An 18,691-nucleotide genomic window follows, 5' to 3' on the forward strand; every position below is an offset into this window, starting at 1 on the left:
CATGACTTTATCCCCTTTACAGACGTTACTTTTCGCAGCCAGTTTTGCGCTAGTTAGCACAGTGAATGGGGCTGATTTTATTAAACCTTCGCCTTGGTCAAGCCTCGTTACAAACGATATTCAACGTTTTTTACCCAGCGATGAAGTGCGTACTTTACTGGCCGGTGACGATGAGTTCATTAGTTTATATCGTCAATCTATGGCGCCAACACAACGTGGCATCGTGTTAATTATTCCAGACTGGCAAGACGTGCCTACCAATAATGCGGGGATCAACTTTTTACGTAAGCAATTAAATGATATTGGCTATGCGACACTCGCTATGACTATGCCTGATATTGACTGGCACCCTGCCGATATGGCGGTGCCAGAGCCCACTGATAACTCTGAAACTGAGTCAACAACGCAAAATAATCAGCAAGCTGACTCAGCTCCACCAGCCCAAACACAACAAGCGCCTCACTTTGTCTCAGCGAAGCCAAACATAAGTGAAGCGATACTTGATGATTACAAACTAAAGTTAATTGCTAGATTCAATGCTTTGTATAACAGCGCGATGGATGAAGGTGGCAACATTATAGTACTGGCACAGGGTGCCAGTGCTGGGCTACTTATTGAGCACTATGCAAGCTTTCCCAATAACGAGTTGAATGCCTTTATTAGTTTAGGAAGCTACCTTCCAAACAGTATTCGAAACCAGCATCTCAATGCCACGTTGTCGACCATTAGCCCACCACTATTAGATATTTTCTACAGTGAAGGTAACCCAGACACACTTCAAAGCGTCAACGATAGAAAACGCTGGGTTAGGCGCAACGCTAAATATGATTATCGACAACGAGAATTGTTCGGAACCCCCACAGAACCTGAGCAACACGAGCGGTTGCTCAAAGAAGTCGACGGCTTTTTACGCCGCCTTCTTTAAATATTCATAAGCGGCTTGAATATCTTGGCTTTTCTTCACCGCGACTTCCATCATGTGCTTAGGTAGCCCTTGCGATACCAGCTTATCAGGGTGATGCTGTGCCATGAGCTTACGATAAGCTACTTTAATATCACGCGCAGACGCATCCTTACTTAAGCCAAGTAACGCAAGTGCCTGAGCACGGTTCATGCTATTGTTTGGCGGGACTCGATGACCCTGTTGCTCATTATGAGTACTGTGTTGTTGGTTTTGTTGCTCATAAAAGCGCTGTTGCTGCTGACGAAATGCAAATTCAGCTTGGTAACGTTTTAGTAAGAATGAAAATTGTGTGCGCGAAATTCCTAACTGTTTACTCACCTCGTGCAATAATTGTTTTTCTTGTTCTGCAAGATGACCATCAGAGAATGCCATTTGAATTTGAATTTCTAGAAACAATTGCAGCAAGTCATGACGACGGGCAAAACGTTCTTTAAAATCATGAACCGTTTCTTTTAGTGAAAAATCGGCTTCTTTACCGCTTCGAAATGCATCTTGTGCTTCACGGCGCTCATCACCCGACAAGCCCATTTCATTCATAAAGACACTCGCAGCTTTAATGTGCGTTTCACTGACTCGACCATTTGATTTGGCAATATGACCCATAACCGCAAAGCAGCTTGAAAAAAACAGCGCTTGACGTTCATTAATATCATCACCTTTAAACAGGCCGGAGAAACCGCCCGCTTTATCAAAGTCTTGTTTTAAGCTGCGATCAAACATGTGACCAAGGTACAACCCCAGCAAAGCGCCAACAAACCGGCCAAACATAAAGCCAAAACAGAATCCCAGTACTTTTCCCCACATAATGATAAACCCTCGTTGTTATTTTACAGCTAAGCGCTGGTTTAGTTCGTCGAGTCTGGCTGGTGTGCCTATGTCGTCCCACTGACCAAGGTACAGCTCAGTGGATACTTGATACTCTGCCAGCTTCTCACGCAGGATAGGCCCTAGTGCAAGCACACCCGGTGTTAGGCCTTTAAAAAAGTCAGCATGAAAACGGCTAATACCTGAAAACGTGTACTTTTGACTATCGGGACCTAAATGGCGTAACGCAAAATCACCGTCAGGATTGTGGGCTGGGTTTTCAACCAAAACAAGGTGCGCTTCGCCGGGTTCTAAATGCAGTTGTGTGAGTGACGTCATATCGTAATCAGTAAATACATCCCCGTTAATCACCACAAAGTGCTCGCCAAGCAAGGGCAAAGCGTGAAGTATGCCACCGGCTGTTTCAAGCCCACCTTCGCACTCTTGGCTGTACTGTATGGTGACGCCAAACGCTTCGCCATTGCCAAAGTACTGCTTTATTTTATCTCCTTGCCATGCAAGGTTTATGACAATATCAACAATGCCTGCTTGGCGTAAGTTAATAATGTGGTGTGCTAATAATGGTTTACCTGCCACTTTTAACATCGGTTTAGGCAGCGTACTAGTCAACGGCATCATGCGTTTTCCACGGCCTGCCGCTAAAATCATTGCTTTCATTTAATCTCTTTGTCTAACCGCTTTTTAGTCTGCACAATGATAGTGTGTTCAATCCACTCACTGAGTGCACTTAACTCTGGGTAATCTTTACTTACATTACTAATATACTGAAGCGTTGGCAGCACATTATTTAAATAGCCAGATTTTCCATCGCGTAATTTTAAACGACAAAAAATACCGGCCGCTTTCAAGTGACGCTGTATTCCTGTTAAATCAAACCACCGTTTGAACACCTCAAACGTAATTCCGTGAATTAACTGCTGCTTGGTAAATTCGTCATAGGCAAAATGCAGTAAATAGTCGAGTTCATGTTCAGGAAGTTGAAAGTAGCAATCTCGAAGTAACGACACTAAGTCATAACACACTGGCCCTTGCACTGCATCTTGGTAGTCAATAATCGCCCACTGCTGTCCTGTACGCATAATATTTCTACTATGAAAATCACGGTGTACGGTCACTATAGGTTGCGCCAGCGCATTATTGACCAGCAGTTGACAGGCATCTTGCCACATCTGTGTTTGCTCATCCGACAACGAACAATCAATAAACGCATCGGCAAGCCATTCGCTAAAAATGCTCAATTCAAATTGCAAAAAGTCATCATCAAACACTTTCATATATTGAGCAGGCGGTGTTTGCGCCCATTGTGCACTGAGCTTTATGAGATGCTTATAATGTAGCGTGCGGTCTTCATCGCCAAGTAAGTCAGCTAAATGTGTATTGCCTAAATCACTCAGTAAAAAGAAGCCTTGCTTTTCATCAGCCTGAAGAATTTTTGGTAATTTAAAACCATGTTTAGAGAACACTTTGTTTAGTTCAATATAGGGCGTGTTATCTAATTTATCAGGATCAGAATCCATCACAATGAAGCTTTGTTCTGCGGTATTAATACGAAAATACCGACGAAAACTCGCATCGCCAGTGATGGCTGCTAATTGATATTCATCCTCCTTAAAATGAGGATTTAAAAACTGCTGTAAACTTTTATAACGATTCATTTAGTAAGATATCTATTTTTCACTAAGTCAATTACTGTATTTGCCATTGTTTTCCTTTATTATGTCTAGCTTATATCCAACCAAAGAGCATTAAGGTCATTAAATGAGCAAAACCTGGGGCATAATGATGCTAAGCGTACTTAGCGCACCATCGTTCGCCGAAACTGAACTGGCACACAACTTTTGTGGCACTTCAATGCAAACCAGAGCTTGGCAACCGCTCCCTGGCCTTGAACTTAATATGATCGATATCAAATCCGATGATATTGAACTATTGGGTACCCAAAGCGCAGAATTTACCGGTAATGTAGATATTAACACCCTAACGATGAATTTGTCCGCACAAAGTGCACTGATTGACAAACAACGTGGTCTACTTAATGCAACCGGCCCTATCGTTTATCGCGATAAAGTTAGCCAAATTAATAGCTCTGGGCTCAACGCAGATTTAAATAACTCTGAATTAAGCCTACTTGGCGCTGACTATAAGCTCACCGACCAACTCGGTCATGGTGGCGCAGAAAAACTGACAGTCAATGAGTCTGGCCTAAACCTTATGAACGCAAGCTTTACTACCTGTCCGGGCGAAACACCGGTATGGGCAATTGAAGCAGATGAAATTGATTTATCGAGTGAAGATGGCTGGGGTGAAACTCACAATACCGTATTACGCGTATTCGATACGCCCGTGTTGTATATCCCTTATTTCACTTTTCCATTAGATGACCGCCGTAAGTCAGGGTTATTAACACCTAATTTCTCAAGCTCTGGTCGCTACGGTCTTGAAACTATCACGCCGTATTATTGGAATATAGCGCCAAATTACGACGCAACAATTACGCCACGCTATATGTCTAAGCGTGGCTTACAAATGATTGGTGAGTTTCGTTATTTAACAGAACAAAATAACGGTTTAATCGCTGTAGAGTACCTTGATAAAGACGACGAAGAGCCAAGTGTTGACTCGCGCTATTTATTTCACTGGCAACAGCAAAGTTATTTTGGTGAGAACTGGCGCGGCAACATTGATATTACCAATGTGAGCGATGATAACTACTTAACCGATTTAAACTCGAATTATGCCACTCGCACAGATACCCAGTTATATCGTACAGGCTCACTAACGCATTTAGGTGATACGTGGCGTACCGACATCAAACTTCAAAGCTTTGAAGTGCTCGGTGATCACCGTGAATCTTATGCAGCATTACCACAAATTAGTTTTTCACAAACTAACCCATACGACTTTTATGGTGTCGATTTAACACTCGACGGTGAACTTAGCTACTTTACCAATAACAATGCAGTGATTGATGAAGCAAGCCGCCTTCACATTGAACCAAAAGCCAGTTTGGGGTATCAAGAGTATGCGTGGTCTTTTTTATCTGAAGTAAGCCTATTACACACCACTTATAATCAACACGGTGATCTAACGGGCACTGACTTTGAAGAAAAAGTCACACGTACACTGCCAAAAGTACGTTTATACAGCCAACTAAACTTTGAACGTGAAACCGCTTTTTTCTTCAAAGAAGGCATTCAAACGTTAGAACCTCAAATTCAGTATTTGTATACACCCAATAAAGACCAGTCGAATATTGGCCTTTACGATACCACCAAGTTACAAGATGACTTTTTTGGTTTGTTTAGAGATCGTCGCTTTTCGAGCATCGACCGCATAGCAACCGCAAATCAATTTACTTTAGGTGCAACAACGCGCTTATTTAGCAGCGACAATGAAGAAGTGTTTAATTTCAGTGCTGGGCAAATCTTTTATTTAAGCGATGATGCCAAACCGACTTCGCAAGGGATTCAGTCTGATACAAACTACAATGCCTTGTTTGCCGCGCAAACCATGTTACATTGGCACCGTCGCTGGTATTTATCTGGGGGGATTCAATATGACACCGATGGTAAAGAAATAATCCAGTCAAATATCACTTTAGATTATAAAGGTGACGATAAACAGCTCGTACAATTGAACCATCGCTATGCAAATGATGTCTCAGGCAATACAATCGAGCAAGTTGGTCTATTTACCAGCATTCCGCTAACACATGATTGGCAGTTTGTTGGCAGCTATCACCGCGATTTAGAAAGTGGTCGTAGCATTGAGGTTTTCAGCGGCCTGCAGTATGAATCGTGCTGCTGGGCGTTTCAAATCACTGGCCGTCGTCAAATCGAAACCGATTTGAATCAAGCGATTGGCCAAGAGCAAGCCACTTTTGATACCAGTATTGGCTTCAATATCGTGTTAAAAGGACTTGGTAGTAAAAGCCGTTATGATGCACAAAAATTATTACAACAAGGTATTTTTGGCTATCGTAGACCGTATTTTCTTAATAACTAGTACCGCAGTACTATTAGCAAGAGTATTAGAAAAAGTATGAATTTAAAAAAATTATTTGCATCAGCATTATTAACAGTTGGCTTATGCCAAAGCGTTTTCGCAAAACCTGTCGAAATAGACAAAGTCGTCGGCATCGTTAACCAAGGTGTTATCTTACAAAGCGAAGTCGACACAATTATTAATCGCGTAAAAGCACAAGCAGCCGAGCAAGGCCAAGAGCTCCCATCGGATGATACGTTGCGCATTCAAGCGATTGAACGACTTGTAAGCCAAACTCTTATGATGCAACTTGCAGAGCGTATGGGCCTTGAGATTTCGGATTCACAGCTTGACCAAACGCTAGAAAACATGGCGCGCGAGCAAGGTGGCACGATTGCTGATTTGCGTCGCACGATTGAAGCGGCTGGTGAAAGTTTTCCCGCTTACCGCGAAGAAATACGTAAAGAGATCACCACCCAGCAAGTTACACGTGCTAACGTCGATCGCCGTATTTACATCAGCCCACAAGAAATTGATAACCTTTTAAAAATAATGGAAACACAAGGTAAAAATGCCGAAGAGTACAATATCGGCCACATCTTGATTGATATTCCAAGTGATGCAACACCCGATGAAATTGCCAGCGCTAAAACACGTGCTGACAAAGTCATTGAATTTTTAAAAGAAGGTAGAGAGTTCAAGCGCATTGCAATTTCATCATCAAGTGGCTCAAAAGCGCTTGAAGGTGGTCAGTTAGGCTGGATGGGTATTAATGAAATGCCTTCACTCTTTGCAGAGGCTGTAAAAGGTCAGAAAAAAGACGATATCGTTGGTCCACTTCGCTCAGGCGCAGGTTTCCACATTATTAAAGTACAAGATGTACGTGGTCGCCAAGTGGTTGAAACCACAGAAGTTCGCTCTCGTCACATCCTTATTAAACCGTCTATCATTTTAAGCGAAGAAAAAGCGCGCGAGATGCTTAAAGGCTTTGCGAAAGACTTGCGTGAAGGTAACGCCGACTTTGCTGAACTTGCAAAAGAGTACTCTGAAGATCCAGGTTCTGCGCTAAAAGGCGGCGAATACGATTGGACAGACCCAAGCACCTATGTGCCTGAGTTCAAAAACACCTTGTTGTCACTTGATAAAAACGAGATCAGTGAGCCATTCAGAACGCAATTTGGCTGGCATATTGTGCAGTTGCTTGATAAACGTGTCGCAGATAAGACTGAACTTGCTAAACGTAACCGTGCGCATCAACTGCTGTTTAATCGTAAGTTTAAAGAAGAAAGCTTCAACTGGCAGCAAGAAATGCGTGAGCAAGCTCATGTTGATATCTTCCCTGTAGAATAATCATTATGACAATAAGAGTAGCAATCACCCCAGGTGAACCCGCAGGTATAGGCCCTGATTTATTAATTAAGTTAGCGCAACACGCGTGGGATGCCCAACTTGTCGTAATTGCTGATGGTGCGTTATTAAAACAACGCGCCAAACAGCTTGGTTTAAACATCGACCTGATCAAATTTGATGAAGACCAAGCTCCAGCAATTGCACCGGCAGGCAGTGTCTATTTGCATCAGGTTGACCTAGCTGAAGAAGTTGAAGTGGGTGTCTTAAATGATGCAAACGGTCAATATGTCTTAGATACGCTTCGTATCGCCAGTGAAAAAAATATGGATGGCACCTTTGCGGCAGTAGTCACAGGCCCTGTGCACAAAGGCATTATCAACAAAGCGGGTATTTCGTTTAGCGGTCATACCGAGTACTTTGCGCAGCAATCTAATACAGCAGATGTAGTGATGCTGCTTGCAACCGAGGGATTACGTGTTGCCCTTGTCACTACACATATTCCATTAGCTTATGTGTCACGTGCTATCACCGTTGAGCGCCTAAGCAAAGTGGCAACGATTTTAAACCACGATCTACAGACTAAATTTGGTATCGAAAAACCACGTATTTTAGTGTGTGGTTTAAACCCACATGCTGGTGAAGATGGTCATTTAGGCCGCGAAGAAATAGATACGATAGCCCCCACCCTCGAATTATTAAATAATCAGGGTATGAATTTAATTGGTCCGCTGCCCGCTGATACATTATTTCAAGATAAATACCTGTCACAGGCTGACGCCGTGCTTGCTATGTATCACGATCAGGGATTACCTGTGCTAAAATACAAAGGTTTCGGCAACTCGGTGAACATCACCCTTGGCTTGCCATTTATTCGCACATCAGTGGATCACGGTACGGCGCTTGATTTAGCCGGCACAGGGACCGCCGATGTGGGTAGTTTTGAATTAGCGATCCGCGAAGCAATTAAGCTCGCCCATGAAAAAGCACAAAATTAATGACTGATAAAGTACATTTAGGACACCGCGCCAGAAAGCGTTTTGGCCAAAACTTTTTAAATGATGACATGATCATCGATAAAATTGTGACGGCTATCGATCCTAAACCCGAAGACAATTTAGTAGAAATCGGCCCAGGTCTTGGTGCTATCACCGAACCCGTTGCAGACTTAAGTGGCCATCTAACTGTTGTTGAGCTAGATAAAGACTTAGCAGAGCGTTTAGTAAGCCATCCTTTTTTAGGGCCAAAACTAACAGTGCATCAAGGTGATGCAATGAAGTTTGATTTTAGCACCCTGATTAAAGAAGACGAAAAACTAAAGATTTTTGGTAACTTGCCATACAATGTTTCGACTCCTCTGCTGTTTCATTTATTTGAATTTGCTGACAACGTTGAGCATATGCACTTTATGCTTCAAAAAGAGGTTGTTAAGCGCATGGTAGCAAGCCCTGGTAGCAAAGCTTTTGGCCGCTTAACTGTCATGACACAGTATTACTGCCATGCAATGCCAGTGATTGATGTGCCCCCAGAGTGCTTTAAACCTGCACCTAAAGTTGATTCAGCGGTCATTCGTTTGATCCCTAAGAAGCCTGAGCAACGTACAGCTAAATGTACCAAGCTTTTAAACACTGTGTGCTTAGAAGCGTTTAACCAACGTCGTAAAACACTGCGCAACAGTTTATCAAACCTTCTGACTGCTGAAGAGCTTACAGGCATTGGTATTGATATTACACTTCGTGCAGAAAGTCTGTCTTTACAACAATTTATTGATATAGCTAATTGGATTTATGACAACAAGCAGTAATTTAGGTTCGCCAATTAAGGTCTCTGTTGAGACCTTCTACGTTGAAGGTCAATCGGAGCCTGAACAAGATAAATACGTTTTTGCTTACTCTATCACGATTAAAAATCATAGTTTGTGCAGTGCTAAGCTATTAAGTCGCTACTGGTTAATTACCGATGCCAATGGCAAGGAAGTCGAAGTTCAAGGCGAAGGTGTCGTTGGTGAAACCCCCACTATTGCCCCAGGTGAAAGTTATAAATACACCAGCGGCGCAGTGCTCGACACCCCTGTAGGGACAATGCAAGGTTATTACACCATGCGTAACGAATTCGGCACTGAATTTGAAGCCCCGATTGACGTGTTTCGTCTAGCACGCCCTAACATACTGCATTAAGTATCGATGGCTGACTACGCGATAGGGGATTTGCAAGGGTGCTACAGTGAATTTGACGCACTACTCAAGCGCGTTAATTTTAATCCTAGCAAAGACCACCTATACCTAGTTGGTGATATAGTTGCTCGAGGCCCAGATTCCCTTGGGTGCCTTGAGCGACTCTATGCAATGCAAGGCAGTGTCAGCATTACGCTTGGCAATCATGACCTGCACATGATCGCGTGTTATCATTTAAATAAACCACACAACCCAAAAGATAAGCTCAGTGCTGTTTTTAGCAGCTCTAAACTCACTGACTATATTCAATTTTTACAGCAACAACCACTTGCTCTATGGCTTGAAAAGTATGACATGTTCATAAGTCATGCCGGTTTAAACCCCAATTGGTCGATTAAGAAAGCATTGAAACGCGCTCGCTTTGCAAAGAATTGCTATCAAGGTGCTGATGCTCGACATTTTTTTAGCCATATGTACGATACTCATCCGCCTAAATGGCAGTCAACACTCAGTAATGAAGCTAAGTTTCGCTACATTGTAAATTACTTCACACGCATGCGTTTTGTAGACAAAGAGGCCCATTTAGACCTCACAAACAAAACCAGTACCAGTGCAAATAGCTCAACAATACCGTGGTTTGAACACCCGAATATAACGCAATTAACGCAGCAGATTGTTTTTGGTCACTGGGCGGCAATTGAAGGAAAAACCCAACGAGCAAATATACATGGCCTTGATACAGGCTGTGTGTGGGGAGGAGAAATGACTCTCATGGAACTCAGTAAAAAAGAGCGTTTTGTCGAAAGTTCTCACTCTTTTATCTAAATTAACTGAAAAATAACTGAACATCTGTTAGATTTATATCAATTAAAGTAAATTTAAATAAAAGCCAATTTAATTTAAATACTTAACTTATCAGCAACCCTGCCGATAAATACTGATTAGTACTATTAGTGGAATTACATATGAACTTGACCGTTAGACAGCGTATTTGGGGCGGCTTTATTGTCATTACCCTACTCTTGCTATTTATTGGTGGTAACTCATTGATCAGAATTACCAATATTGATCAATCTACACAGCGAGTTAATCAGCTGTCACTCCCTGCTCTCGATAAAAGCTATGAGCTACAGGTCGAATTCATCTTAATGAGTAAATCCGCACAAGCGAGCTTTTACACAGCATCACAAGATGAGCTAGCAGCGACACGTAGCAGCTTTAATGAACAGAAAAAACGTTATGATAATTCTTATCAAGATTTACAAAACGTGGTTAGTGATGACCCAAAACTAAAACAAAGTAGTCAACAAGTAGAACAAACCTATAAACGTTTTGCTAAATCGGTTGATAACCTGTTTAAAGATAAAAAAACGCAGCTTGAACTTAACAAAACTCTCAGTACTCAACTTGAAAGTATTGAGCTTAGCGCTGAAGATGCAAACTCTGTGGTACTCGATATTATTGATATTGATGGCTTAGAAGAGAATCACTCACGTGCTTATCAAGCGGCAAATAACTTAGAAAATCATTTTCAATCATTAGTGACTAACAGCACTGATATGCTCACAGTGAAAACACTGAATACGCTAGAAATCATTAAAAAAGAGCAAATATATTACCTTGAAGAAATTGAGCGCAGCTTAAGCTTAATTCGCCCCGCTGTTATTGAGTCGAATGCAAGCCTATACAATGATTTAAACGGCTACTTTGAAACACTTGCCAACAATGTAAAAGGTTCAAATAGTTTATCGGCCAACAAAAAACGTTTAATTGATGCCATTGCTCAAACTGAAGCGGAGCTTGCTAATGCCGAAAACTCGACAACAGAAGCATTAACACAACTGCGTGAACTCGTTGATCATGCCACAGTGCTTGCCTTTGATTTACAGCAAGACGTCAGTGGTAACGTAACAACGGCTACGCTTTGGACTTGGGTCGCTATGATTATTGCAACGCTCATTGCAATCGTTGTTGCAGCCATGACTGTAAACCGTATCACTAAGCCACTTTCTGAAGTAAACCGTATTCTAGATATCGTTGCCAGTGGTGATATGACACAACGTTTAGATGACACTGCAAAAGATGAATTTGGTGAGCTTTCACGTAGCTGTAATACATTAATAGAAAGCTTACGTACGCTAATCCAAGGTATTATTTCTCGTTCTACGCAACTTGCCGCTGCGTCTGAGGAAACATCGGCGATTACCGAAGAGTCAAGCCAAGCCATTCGTAACCAGCAAGCACAAGTAGAACAAGCAGCAACGGCGACGACAGAAATGAGCAGTACCTCTCAAGCGGTTAGCAGCAGTGCTCAACAAGCGCTGAGTGAAATTAAAAACGCAGATAAAGAAGCCGAGCGTGTTAAAGGTATCTCATCGCAAAACAAAGCGACGATTGAACAGCTTGCTCGTGAAGTCGATGACGCGTCTCAAGTCATTAATAAGCTGCATAAAGACAGTGCATCAATTGGCGGTATCTTAGATGTGATACGTGGCATTGCAGAGCAAACAAACCTTCTTGCACTTAATGCCGCTATTGAGGCAGCACGCGCAGGTGAACAAGGCCGTGGCTTTGCTGTTGTAGCAGACGAAGTACGCTCTCTTGCGAGCAAAACTCAAGAGTCTACACAGGAAATCCAAGCCATGATTGAATCACTGCAAATTGGTGCTGAAGCCGCTGTTGCCGCAATGTCTAAAGGTAAGCAACAAGCTGAATCATGTGTTGAGCAATCAGACCAAGCCAACACTGCACTTGACTCAATCACCGCAGCCGTTGCCCAAGCACATAACGTAAGTGAAGAAATATCGACAGCTGCGCACGAACAACAACAAGTCTCGCAAGAGATCAGCGAGCGCTTAGAGTCAATCGTTGCTATTGCAGAGCAAACAGCTGAAGGGGCTAACCAGACGAACATCTCAAGCTCAGAAGTCGCTAAATTAGCTGAAGAATTACGACTGTCGGTAGATGCCTTTAAAGTTTAAATAGCCTTCGCTATACCTAAATAGAAAAACCGTGTTTAGCATTGCAAACACGGTTTTTTTATTCCCCCTTCAGCTCATTCAATGATCCCCATTCATAGCACTGCGCTTAATTAAGAGGTCTATTTTGAGGCAATAAAACCGTGTTGATAACAAGACAAAAATTTCGTTATTTAGTTGTGCTCGGCAATTGCTCCTGCATTACTCTCCCTCCGGCATCCATGCAGTCGTAAATCAGACATTTTTAACGCAGCTAGCGACTGGTGTAATCACTCAAAATGAGTAAGAATTATTGCAGATAGGTATTAGTATGATTTTGAATTGGTATTATTCACAGACATAAAAAAACCGCAACGAGTGCGGTTTTTATAAATCTGTTTGGCTTTACTATTAAAGACCTGCGCGCTCTTTAATAGCAGCAACAACTGGCGAGCCACCAAAGCCATTGGCTTCAGCCCATGCGATGTCTGCACCGTCTTCAAATGAAGAAGATGGTAAACGCTTAACAATATACTCACCCGTATCGTTTGCACCACTCACAATTGCATGACGAAGCATATTGTTGTCATTGCACTTAAAAGCGTCGATGATATTACGGATCTTTACGCGTGAACTTTTTAGTTTATCACGTAAACGATTCTTATCATCTGCAGCAATGTACTCACAAAGTGAAAGCGCCAACTGTTGATCGTCGGCTTTAACAGGTGCTGTGTACGCAACTGAAGCCGTAACAACTGCTGCGGCTAATAACATATTTGGTAACTTCATCATATTTTGCCCTTATGTAATACTTTTAGCTTACCAAGCTTGACTATTATTGTACCAATCAAACCATTTTATCGCAATATTGTTAAGGTTTTTTATACAAAGTAACAAAAGTATACGGGTGTGGATTGTTGTTATCTGGCAGTTTCTCTTCCTGCTCGACAACTGTCCAGTTAGCAACACTTTCGTAATCTGGGAACTGCGTATCTCCCTCTACATCAAGATCAATGAAGGTTAAATAAAGTCGCTCTGCGTGAGGAAGAAACTGCTGATAAATATTTCCTCCACCGATGATCATCACTTCATCTGCCTCTTTTACTAGGGCTAGCGCCGCATCTGGCGACGTTACGACCTCAATCCCTTCCGCTTTATAATCAGCATTACGGCTAATAATTATGTTTTGACGCCCTGGTAATGGTCGACCTATAGACTCAAAGGTTTTACGTCCCATAATCACAGGTTTAGCCATAGTAACCTGTTTAAAGTGCTGTAAGTCGGCAGGCAAATGCCAAGGCATTTGATTGTCTTGACCAATAATACGATTATTTGCCATTGCAGCAATCATTGAAATTTTCACACTACACCTTTAATACTTTTTTCTTATTAATAAAAAAGGAGCGCGAGGCTCCTTTTCCGTTTTAAACTTTAACGTTGGTAGATAACTTCAACATCGTAGTCATCATCGTCCCAATCATCCCAATCGTCGTCGTCATCTTTCGACGTTGCTTTTTGATGGTATGTATCCCATTTAAATTCAACTTCTTCTTTCTCTTCTTCAGCGAATTTTTCTTTCGGCATACTATCAAGCAACGCCATGATATCGTGACAAAGTGCTTGGGTATTTTGCTTGTTTGCGGCAGAAATTCGGTAAACATTAGTTTCTTCACCCAGCTCTTCAGCTATTTGTTGGCAAAGTGCTTCAGCTTCGTCTTCTGGCAGCAAATCTATTTTATTAAACACTAACCAACGCGGCTTATCAGCAAGTTTAGGGCTGTACTGATGAAGCTCATTAACAATCGCAAACGCATTGTCCACTGGGTTAGTGCCATCGACAGGCATAATATCGATGATATGTAACAGCACACGACAACGCTCTAAGTGTTTTAAGAAGCGAATACCAAGACCCGCTCCATCAGAGGCACCTTCGATTAATCCTGGAATATCGGCTATGACAAATGACTTATTAGCATCAGGACGCACAACCCCTAAATTAGGAATAAGCGTTGTAAATGGATAATCAGCAACTTTAGGTTTAGCCGCAGATACGCTGCGAATAAATGTTGATTTGCCCGCATTAGGTAACCCCAGTAAGCCTACATCAGCAAGTAACATCAGTTCTAAACGTAAATTTCTTACTTCGCCAGGCGTACCTAATGTTTTTTGGCGCGGAGCACGGTTCGTACTTGATTTAAAGCGTGCATTCCCCAAGCCATGGAAGCCCCCTTTTGCAACAACCAGTTTCTGGCCATGCATCGTTAAATCACCTAATGACTCTTCAGTGTCAACATCTGTAATCCGGGTTCCAACAGGCACTTTAAGGACTAAATCATTGCCCTTCTTACCGGTCATATTGCGACCGTGACCATTGGTGCCACGCTCTGCTTTATGAAAACGCTCAAACTGATAATCAATTAAGGTATTTAAGTTTTCATCGGCCTGTAGATAGACACTGCCACCATCGCCGCCATCGCCGCCATCAGGACCGCCATCCGGCACATATTTTTCACGTCGGAAAGATACGACACCGCTGCCGCCATCACCCGCGTCACAACGAATTTCCACTTCATCTACAAACTTCATGATTACTCACTTTAAGATTGGCTTGTTAATAACTGTATTATACACCTAATTATATAGCTAAGCATCTTCGTACAGTGCCGAAGATGCTTAGCTATATAATCGAGTGCCTTAAAACAAAAAACCCCGCAAAGGCGGGGTTTTTCAAATATCGAGATGATTACTCAGCTACGATATTTACGTATTTACGGTTTAAAGGACCTTTCTGTTCGAATTGAACTTTACCATCTGCTTTTGCGAAGATAGTGTGGTCTTTACCGATACCTACGTTTGCACCAGCGTGGAACTTAGTACCACGTTGACGAACAATGATGCTACCCGCTAGAACTGATTCGCCACCAAAACGCTTAACACCTAGGCGTTTGCTTTCTGAATCGCGACCGTTACGAGTACTACCAGCTGCTTTTTTATGTGCCATTTCTAAGTACCTCTAATTAAGCGCTAATGCCAGTGATTTTAACTTCAGTGAACCATTGACGATGGCCCATTTGCTTACGAGAATGCTTACGACGTCTAAATTTAACAATCTTCACTTTCTCACCGCGACCGTGTGAAACAACCTCAGCTGTCACTTTACCACCGTTTACGAACGGTACACCGATCTCGATTTTCTCACCATCAGCAACTAAAAGTACTGAATCAAATTCAACTGCTGCACCAGTTTCAACGTCTAATTTCTCAAGACGAATTGTTTGACCTTCAGTCACACGGTGCTGTTTACCACCACTTTGGAAAACCGCGTACATAATTAACTCCGTCTGTGCGCCCTCAAATCGACGCAACTAAAATATTCTTCAATAGGGCGCGAAGTTTACGCTAATGCGCAAAAACTAGCAAGCCTCTTTTTAGATAAAATGAATAAAAAATAGCTGCATTAAGGGCAATTCAATATTTTCCCTTATTTTATCCTAAAAACACCGCTTGCCAAGCGGTTTTTGCGATCTTGTGACAATTAAATGACCGAGGCAAATATAGCTAATAAATCAGTCTAGAATGTTCACTTATTAAACAAGCAGATAAAATTAAGTCGCTATAATTGAGCCGAAAACAGAAACTTTAACGTGTTTTTTTATTGAATCATCACAAAATATCGAGCAAGCGCAATTTTTGATGTACAATCAGCCTCGTATACCCATAAAAATTGGCTCGGAGATCAATGGATATAAAAGCTATCCAGGCGTTAATCGAAAATGAAATGGATGACGTCAATCAACTTATACATGCCCAAATGCGCTCAGATGTCGCGTTGGTTAATCAACTTGGTTTATACATAGTTAACAGTGGTGGCAAGCGTGTTCGCCCCATGTTGGCTATTTTAGCAGCTAAAGCTTTAGGCTATGAGGGTAAAGATCACATTACCCTAGCAACCATCATTGAGTTTATTCACACAGCAACTTTGCTGCATGATGACGTGGTTGATGAGTCTAATTTGCGTCGAGGTACACCTACCGCAAACGCAGAGTTTGGCAATGCAGCCAGTGTGCTCGTGGGTGATTTTATTTACACTCGCTCATTCCAGCTTATGGTTGGGCTTGGCAAAATGCCGATCATGCAAATTTTAGCTGATGCGACCAATGTCATTGCTGAAGGTGAAGTGTTGCAGCTTATGAACTGTAATGACCCTAACACCACCGAACAAAGCTATATGCAGGTTATTTACAGCAAAACCGCCAAGCTTTTCGAAGCCGCAACGGGTCTTGCCGCTATCATTACCGAGCAAGACGAAAAAGTCCTCGACGCATTAAACCTATACGGCATGCATTTAGGGACTGCTTTTCAACTAGTAGATGATGTACTTGATTACAATGCTGATGCACAGCAACTTGGCAAAAACATTGGTGATGACTTAGCTGAAGGTAAACCTACTTTACCGCTTATTTACGCGATACAAAAAGGCACACCAGCGCAAGTAAAACTAGTTCGTGAAGCCATTGAACTAGGCAATGGTATGGATCACTTAGACAGCATTCTAGCGACGCTCGCTGATACCAAAGCCCTTGAGTTTACAATGCAAAAAGCAGAGCAAGAAGCTGATAAAGCCATTGCATGCATTGCTTTTTTACCCGACACGCCATACAAACAAGCGTTAGAAAGCTTAGCGCGGATTGCGGTCGCCCGCGATCACTAAGCGATACTTTATTCGAGCCATTAAAAAAGCCTGCAATTGCAGGCTTTTTTGTTTTAAGCGCTTCAACATGCATGTGAAGCGTTTAGCATCAATCGGGATTAACCGTTGATAAAATCAACACCTTCTTGGATGTCTTTGTTAAGTGTCGCTAGCATGTCGTTCTTAGCTTGCTCTTCGAATGCACTTAACTCACCGTAAGAAAGAATTTCTTCAACACCGTTCTTACCTAAACGTACTGGGTGTGCGAAGTAAGCAGCATCACCATTTTCAACAGCAACGTATGCGTAATCTACCACGTCTTCACCTTGTAAGCCTTTCACTAAAGACATACAAAAACGAGCCGCTGCGGCACCCATTGAAAGTGTTGCTGAACCGCCACCAGCTTTAGCATTAACAACTTCAGTACCTGCATTTTGGATACGTGGAGTAAGTGCTGCAACTTCTTCATCAGTGAAAGTAACGCCTTCAACTTGTGAAAGAAGTGGCAGAATGGTTGTACCAGAGTGACCACCAATAACAGGGACTTTAACGTCAGTTGCGCTTAAGCCTTTAAGTTCAGCTACAAACGCTTCAGAACGGATCACGTCAAGAGTCGTAATACCGAATACACGGTTAGCATCGTAAGTACCCGCTTTTTTGAATACTTCAGCAACGATTGGCACTGTGCCATTTACTGGGTTAGTGATGATACCTACTAACGCTTTAGGGCAGTTTTTAACGATGCCTTCAGCTAATGTTTTGATGATACCTGCGTTTACGTTGAAAAGGTCCGCACGGTCCATGCCCGGCTTACGTGGCATACCCGCTGGAATAAGAACGATATCACAACCTACTAATGCAGCGTCCAAGCTGTCTGCACCAAAGCCTTCAACTTTAACGTCAGTTGGGATGTGAGAAAGATCAACCGCTACACCAGGAACAACAGGGGCAACATCGTATAACGATAATTCAGAACCTGCAGGTAAACTTGTTTTTAATAATAAAGACAATGCTTGGCCGATACCGCCAGCTGCGCCTAAAACAGCAACTTTCATTGGAATTCTCCGTAATTTGAGGTAGGAAATATTTGTGGCCCTAAAGATAATGAAATTAGCGACTAAAAACAAATTTATCCTGCTTATTTCGCGTATAATTTCGACCATAGTTGTAAACTTAGCTGTAACGTGACGGTATTTGGACGACAAATGCAAACAAATACTGCATAACTATGCAGAATTGTGTAGAATTACTTCATATTTGATGAATAAAAGAAACGACAACATGCAACCACAAGACAAACAAGAAGCACTGATCAAAGCGTTTAAATCGTTATTAAAAGAAGAAAACTTTGGCTCACAAGGTGAGATTGTCGAAGCATTAAAAGACCAAGGCTTTGATAATATTAGCCAAAGTAAAGTATCACGCATGTTGAGTAAATTTGGCGCTGTACGCACACGCAATGCAAAACAAGAAATGGTGTATTGTTTACCTGCCGAAATGGGTGTGCCAACCGCAAAGAGCCCTCTTCGTCAGCTTGTTATCGACATCATGCACAACGAAATGATGATTATTATTCGTACCAGCCCAGGGGCTGCACAGCTGATTGCCCGATTACTTGATTCATTAGGTAAGGCAGACGGTGTACTGGGTACAATTGCAGGCGACGACACTATTTTTATCGCCCCTGCAAAAATTTCTGAAATCGATGTCACGCTAGACCGCGTTAGAACATTATTCGATACAGTTTAAC

At 42.2% G+C, this 18,691-nt stretch carries 19 protein-coding genes; 10 read left to right on the forward strand and 9 right to left on the reverse strand.

Features of this window, described 5'->3' with window-relative positions; genetic code table 11:
• Nucleotide 1: 1 nt before the first annotated feature.
• Nucleotides 2–925, forward strand: coding sequence for a DUF3530 family protein (locus IT970_RS13005; RefSeq protein ID WP_196857402.1), 924 nt, complete (start codon nt 2–4; stop codon nt 923–925).
• On the opposite strand, the gene djlA is transcribed toward IT970_RS13005, so the two are convergent.
• From djlA to IT970_RS13020, 3 genes are read right to left on the reverse strand one after another with little or no spacing between them, the layout of a single operon-like run.
• Entirely contained in the window at nt 908–1,768 is an 861-nt protein-coding gene (gene djlA, locus IT970_RS13010; protein WP_118844612.1) for a co-chaperone DjlA, read from the reverse strand. The genes IT970_RS13005 and djlA overlap by 18 nt on opposite strands.
• Nucleotides 1,769–1,786: 18 nt before the next feature.
• On the reverse strand, nt 1,787–2,446 hold the full coding sequence (murU, locus tag IT970_RS13015; RefSeq protein ID WP_065979658.1) for an N-acetylmuramate alpha-1-phosphate uridylyltransferase MurU: 660 nt from the start codon (nt 2,444–2,446) through the stop codon (nt 1,787–1,789).
• Nucleotides 2,443–3,444, reverse strand: coding sequence for an aminoglycoside phosphotransferase family protein (locus IT970_RS13020; RefSeq protein WP_196857403.1), 1,002 nt, complete (start codon nt 3,442–3,444; stop codon nt 2,443–2,445). The genes murU and IT970_RS13020 overlap by 4 nt, the downstream gene beginning before the upstream one ends.
• 103 nt (nt 3,445–3,547) lie before the next feature.
• On the opposite strand from IT970_RS13020, the gene lptD reads away from it, so the two are divergent.
• From lptD to IT970_RS13055, 7 genes are all read left to right on the forward strand, one after another.
• Nucleotides 3,548–5,794: an LPS assembly protein LptD gene (lptD, locus tag IT970_RS13025; RefSeq protein ID WP_065979656.1), complete on the forward strand. Its 2,247-nt coding sequence runs from the start codon at nt 3,548–3,550 to the stop codon at nt 5,792–5,794.
• A gap of 36 nt (nt 5,795–5,830) precedes the next feature.
• A complete protein-coding gene (surA, locus tag IT970_RS13030; RefSeq protein WP_118844614.1) occupies nt 5,831–7,123 on the forward strand; it encodes a peptidylprolyl isomerase SurA in 1,293 nt (430 codons plus the stop codon).
• Nucleotides 7,124–7,128: 5 nt separating this feature from the next.
• Nucleotides 7,129–8,118: a 4-hydroxythreonine-4-phosphate dehydrogenase PdxA gene (pdxA, locus tag IT970_RS13035; protein ID WP_065979655.1), complete on the forward strand. Its 990-nt coding sequence runs from the start codon at nt 7,129–7,131 to the stop codon at nt 8,116–8,118.
• Nucleotides 8,118–8,924, forward strand: coding sequence for a 16S rRNA (adenine(1518)-N(6)/adenine(1519)-N(6))-dimethyltransferase RsmA (gene rsmA / locus IT970_RS13040; RefSeq protein ID WP_065979654.1), 807 nt, complete (start codon nt 8,118–8,120; stop codon nt 8,922–8,924). Before pdxA ends, rsmA begins: the two co-directional genes overlap by 1 nt.
• On the forward strand, nt 8,908–9,297 hold the full coding sequence (gene apaG, locus IT970_RS13045) for a Co2+/Mg2+ efflux protein ApaG (RefSeq protein ID WP_036965974.1): 390 nt from the start codon (nt 8,908–8,910) through the stop codon (nt 9,295–9,297). The genes rsmA and apaG overlap by 17 nt, the downstream gene beginning before the upstream one ends.
• Before the next feature lie 6 nt (nt 9,298–9,303).
• Entirely contained in the window at nt 9,304–10,119 is an 816-nt protein-coding gene (locus tag IT970_RS13050; RefSeq protein WP_036965970.1) for a symmetrical bis(5'-nucleosyl)-tetraphosphatase, read from the forward strand.
• Between the two features lie 140 nt (nt 10,120–10,259).
• Entirely contained in the window at nt 10,260–12,275 is a 2,016-nt protein-coding gene (locus tag IT970_RS13055; RefSeq protein WP_036965967.1) for a methyl-accepting chemotaxis protein, read from the forward strand.
• A gap of 387 nt (nt 12,276–12,662) precedes the next feature.
• Here the strand turns inward: IT970_RS13055 and IT970_RS13060 are convergent, their stop codons facing one another.
• The 5 genes from IT970_RS13060 to rplU form a co-directional block, all read right to left on the reverse strand.
• The gene (locus IT970_RS13060; protein WP_036965965.1) at nt 12,663–13,043 is read right to left on the reverse strand and encodes a DUF3718 domain-containing protein; all 381 of its coding nucleotides are present in this window, start codon (nt 13,041–13,043) and stop codon (nt 12,663–12,665) included.
• Nucleotides 13,044–13,122: 79 nt separating this feature from the next.
• Complete coding sequence (folA, locus tag IT970_RS13065) at nt 13,123–13,602, reverse strand: type 3 dihydrofolate reductase (RefSeq protein WP_036969051.1); 480 nt, start codon at nt 13,600–13,602, stop codon at nt 13,123–13,125.
• Nucleotides 13,603–13,682: 80 nt separating this feature from the next.
• The gene (gene cgtA, locus IT970_RS13070) at nt 13,683–14,837 is read right to left on the reverse strand and encodes an Obg family GTPase CgtA (RefSeq protein WP_036965963.1); all 1,155 of its coding nucleotides are present in this window, start codon (nt 14,835–14,837) and stop codon (nt 13,683–13,685) included.
• 157 nt (nt 14,838–14,994) lie between these two features.
• Nucleotides 14,995–15,252 (reverse strand): 50S ribosomal protein L27, encoded by a 258-nt coding sequence (gene rpmA / locus IT970_RS13075; protein ID WP_036965960.1) that lies wholly within the window; start codon nt 15,250–15,252, stop codon nt 14,995–14,997.
• A gap of 16 nt (nt 15,253–15,268) precedes the next feature.
• Nucleotides 15,269–15,580, reverse strand: coding sequence for a 50S ribosomal protein L21 (gene rplU / locus IT970_RS13080; protein WP_036965957.1), 312 nt, complete (start codon nt 15,578–15,580; stop codon nt 15,269–15,271).
• Nucleotides 15,581–15,990: 410 nt separating this feature from the next.
• On the opposite strand from rplU, the gene ispB reads away from it, so the two are divergent.
• Nucleotides 15,991–16,962 carry an octaprenyl diphosphate synthase gene (gene ispB, locus IT970_RS13085; RefSeq protein WP_036965954.1) on the forward strand — a complete coding sequence of 324 codons (972 nt, stop codon included), beginning with the start codon at nt 15,991–15,993 and terminating at the stop codon, nt 16,960–16,962.
• Between the two features lie 98 nt (nt 16,963–17,060).
• On the opposite strand, the gene mdh is transcribed toward ispB, so the two are convergent.
• The gene (mdh, locus tag IT970_RS13090) at nt 17,061–17,996 is read right to left on the reverse strand and encodes a malate dehydrogenase (protein WP_036965950.1); all 936 of its coding nucleotides are present in this window, start codon (nt 17,994–17,996) and stop codon (nt 17,061–17,063) included.
• 226 nt (nt 17,997–18,222) lie between these two features.
• Here mdh and argR point away from each other — a divergent pair, with 226 nt between their 5' ends.
• The gene (gene argR, locus IT970_RS13095; RefSeq protein WP_036965948.1) at nt 18,223–18,690 is read left to right on the forward strand and encodes a transcriptional regulator ArgR; all 468 of its coding nucleotides are present in this window, start codon (nt 18,223–18,225) and stop codon (nt 18,688–18,690) included.
• Nucleotide 18,691: the final 1 nt, after the last annotated feature.

This window comes from Pseudoalteromonas sp. A41-2, assembly GCF_015767615.1.
Lineage (GTDB): Bacteria > Pseudomonadota > Gammaproteobacteria > Enterobacterales > Alteromonadaceae > Pseudoalteromonas > Pseudoalteromonas lipolytica.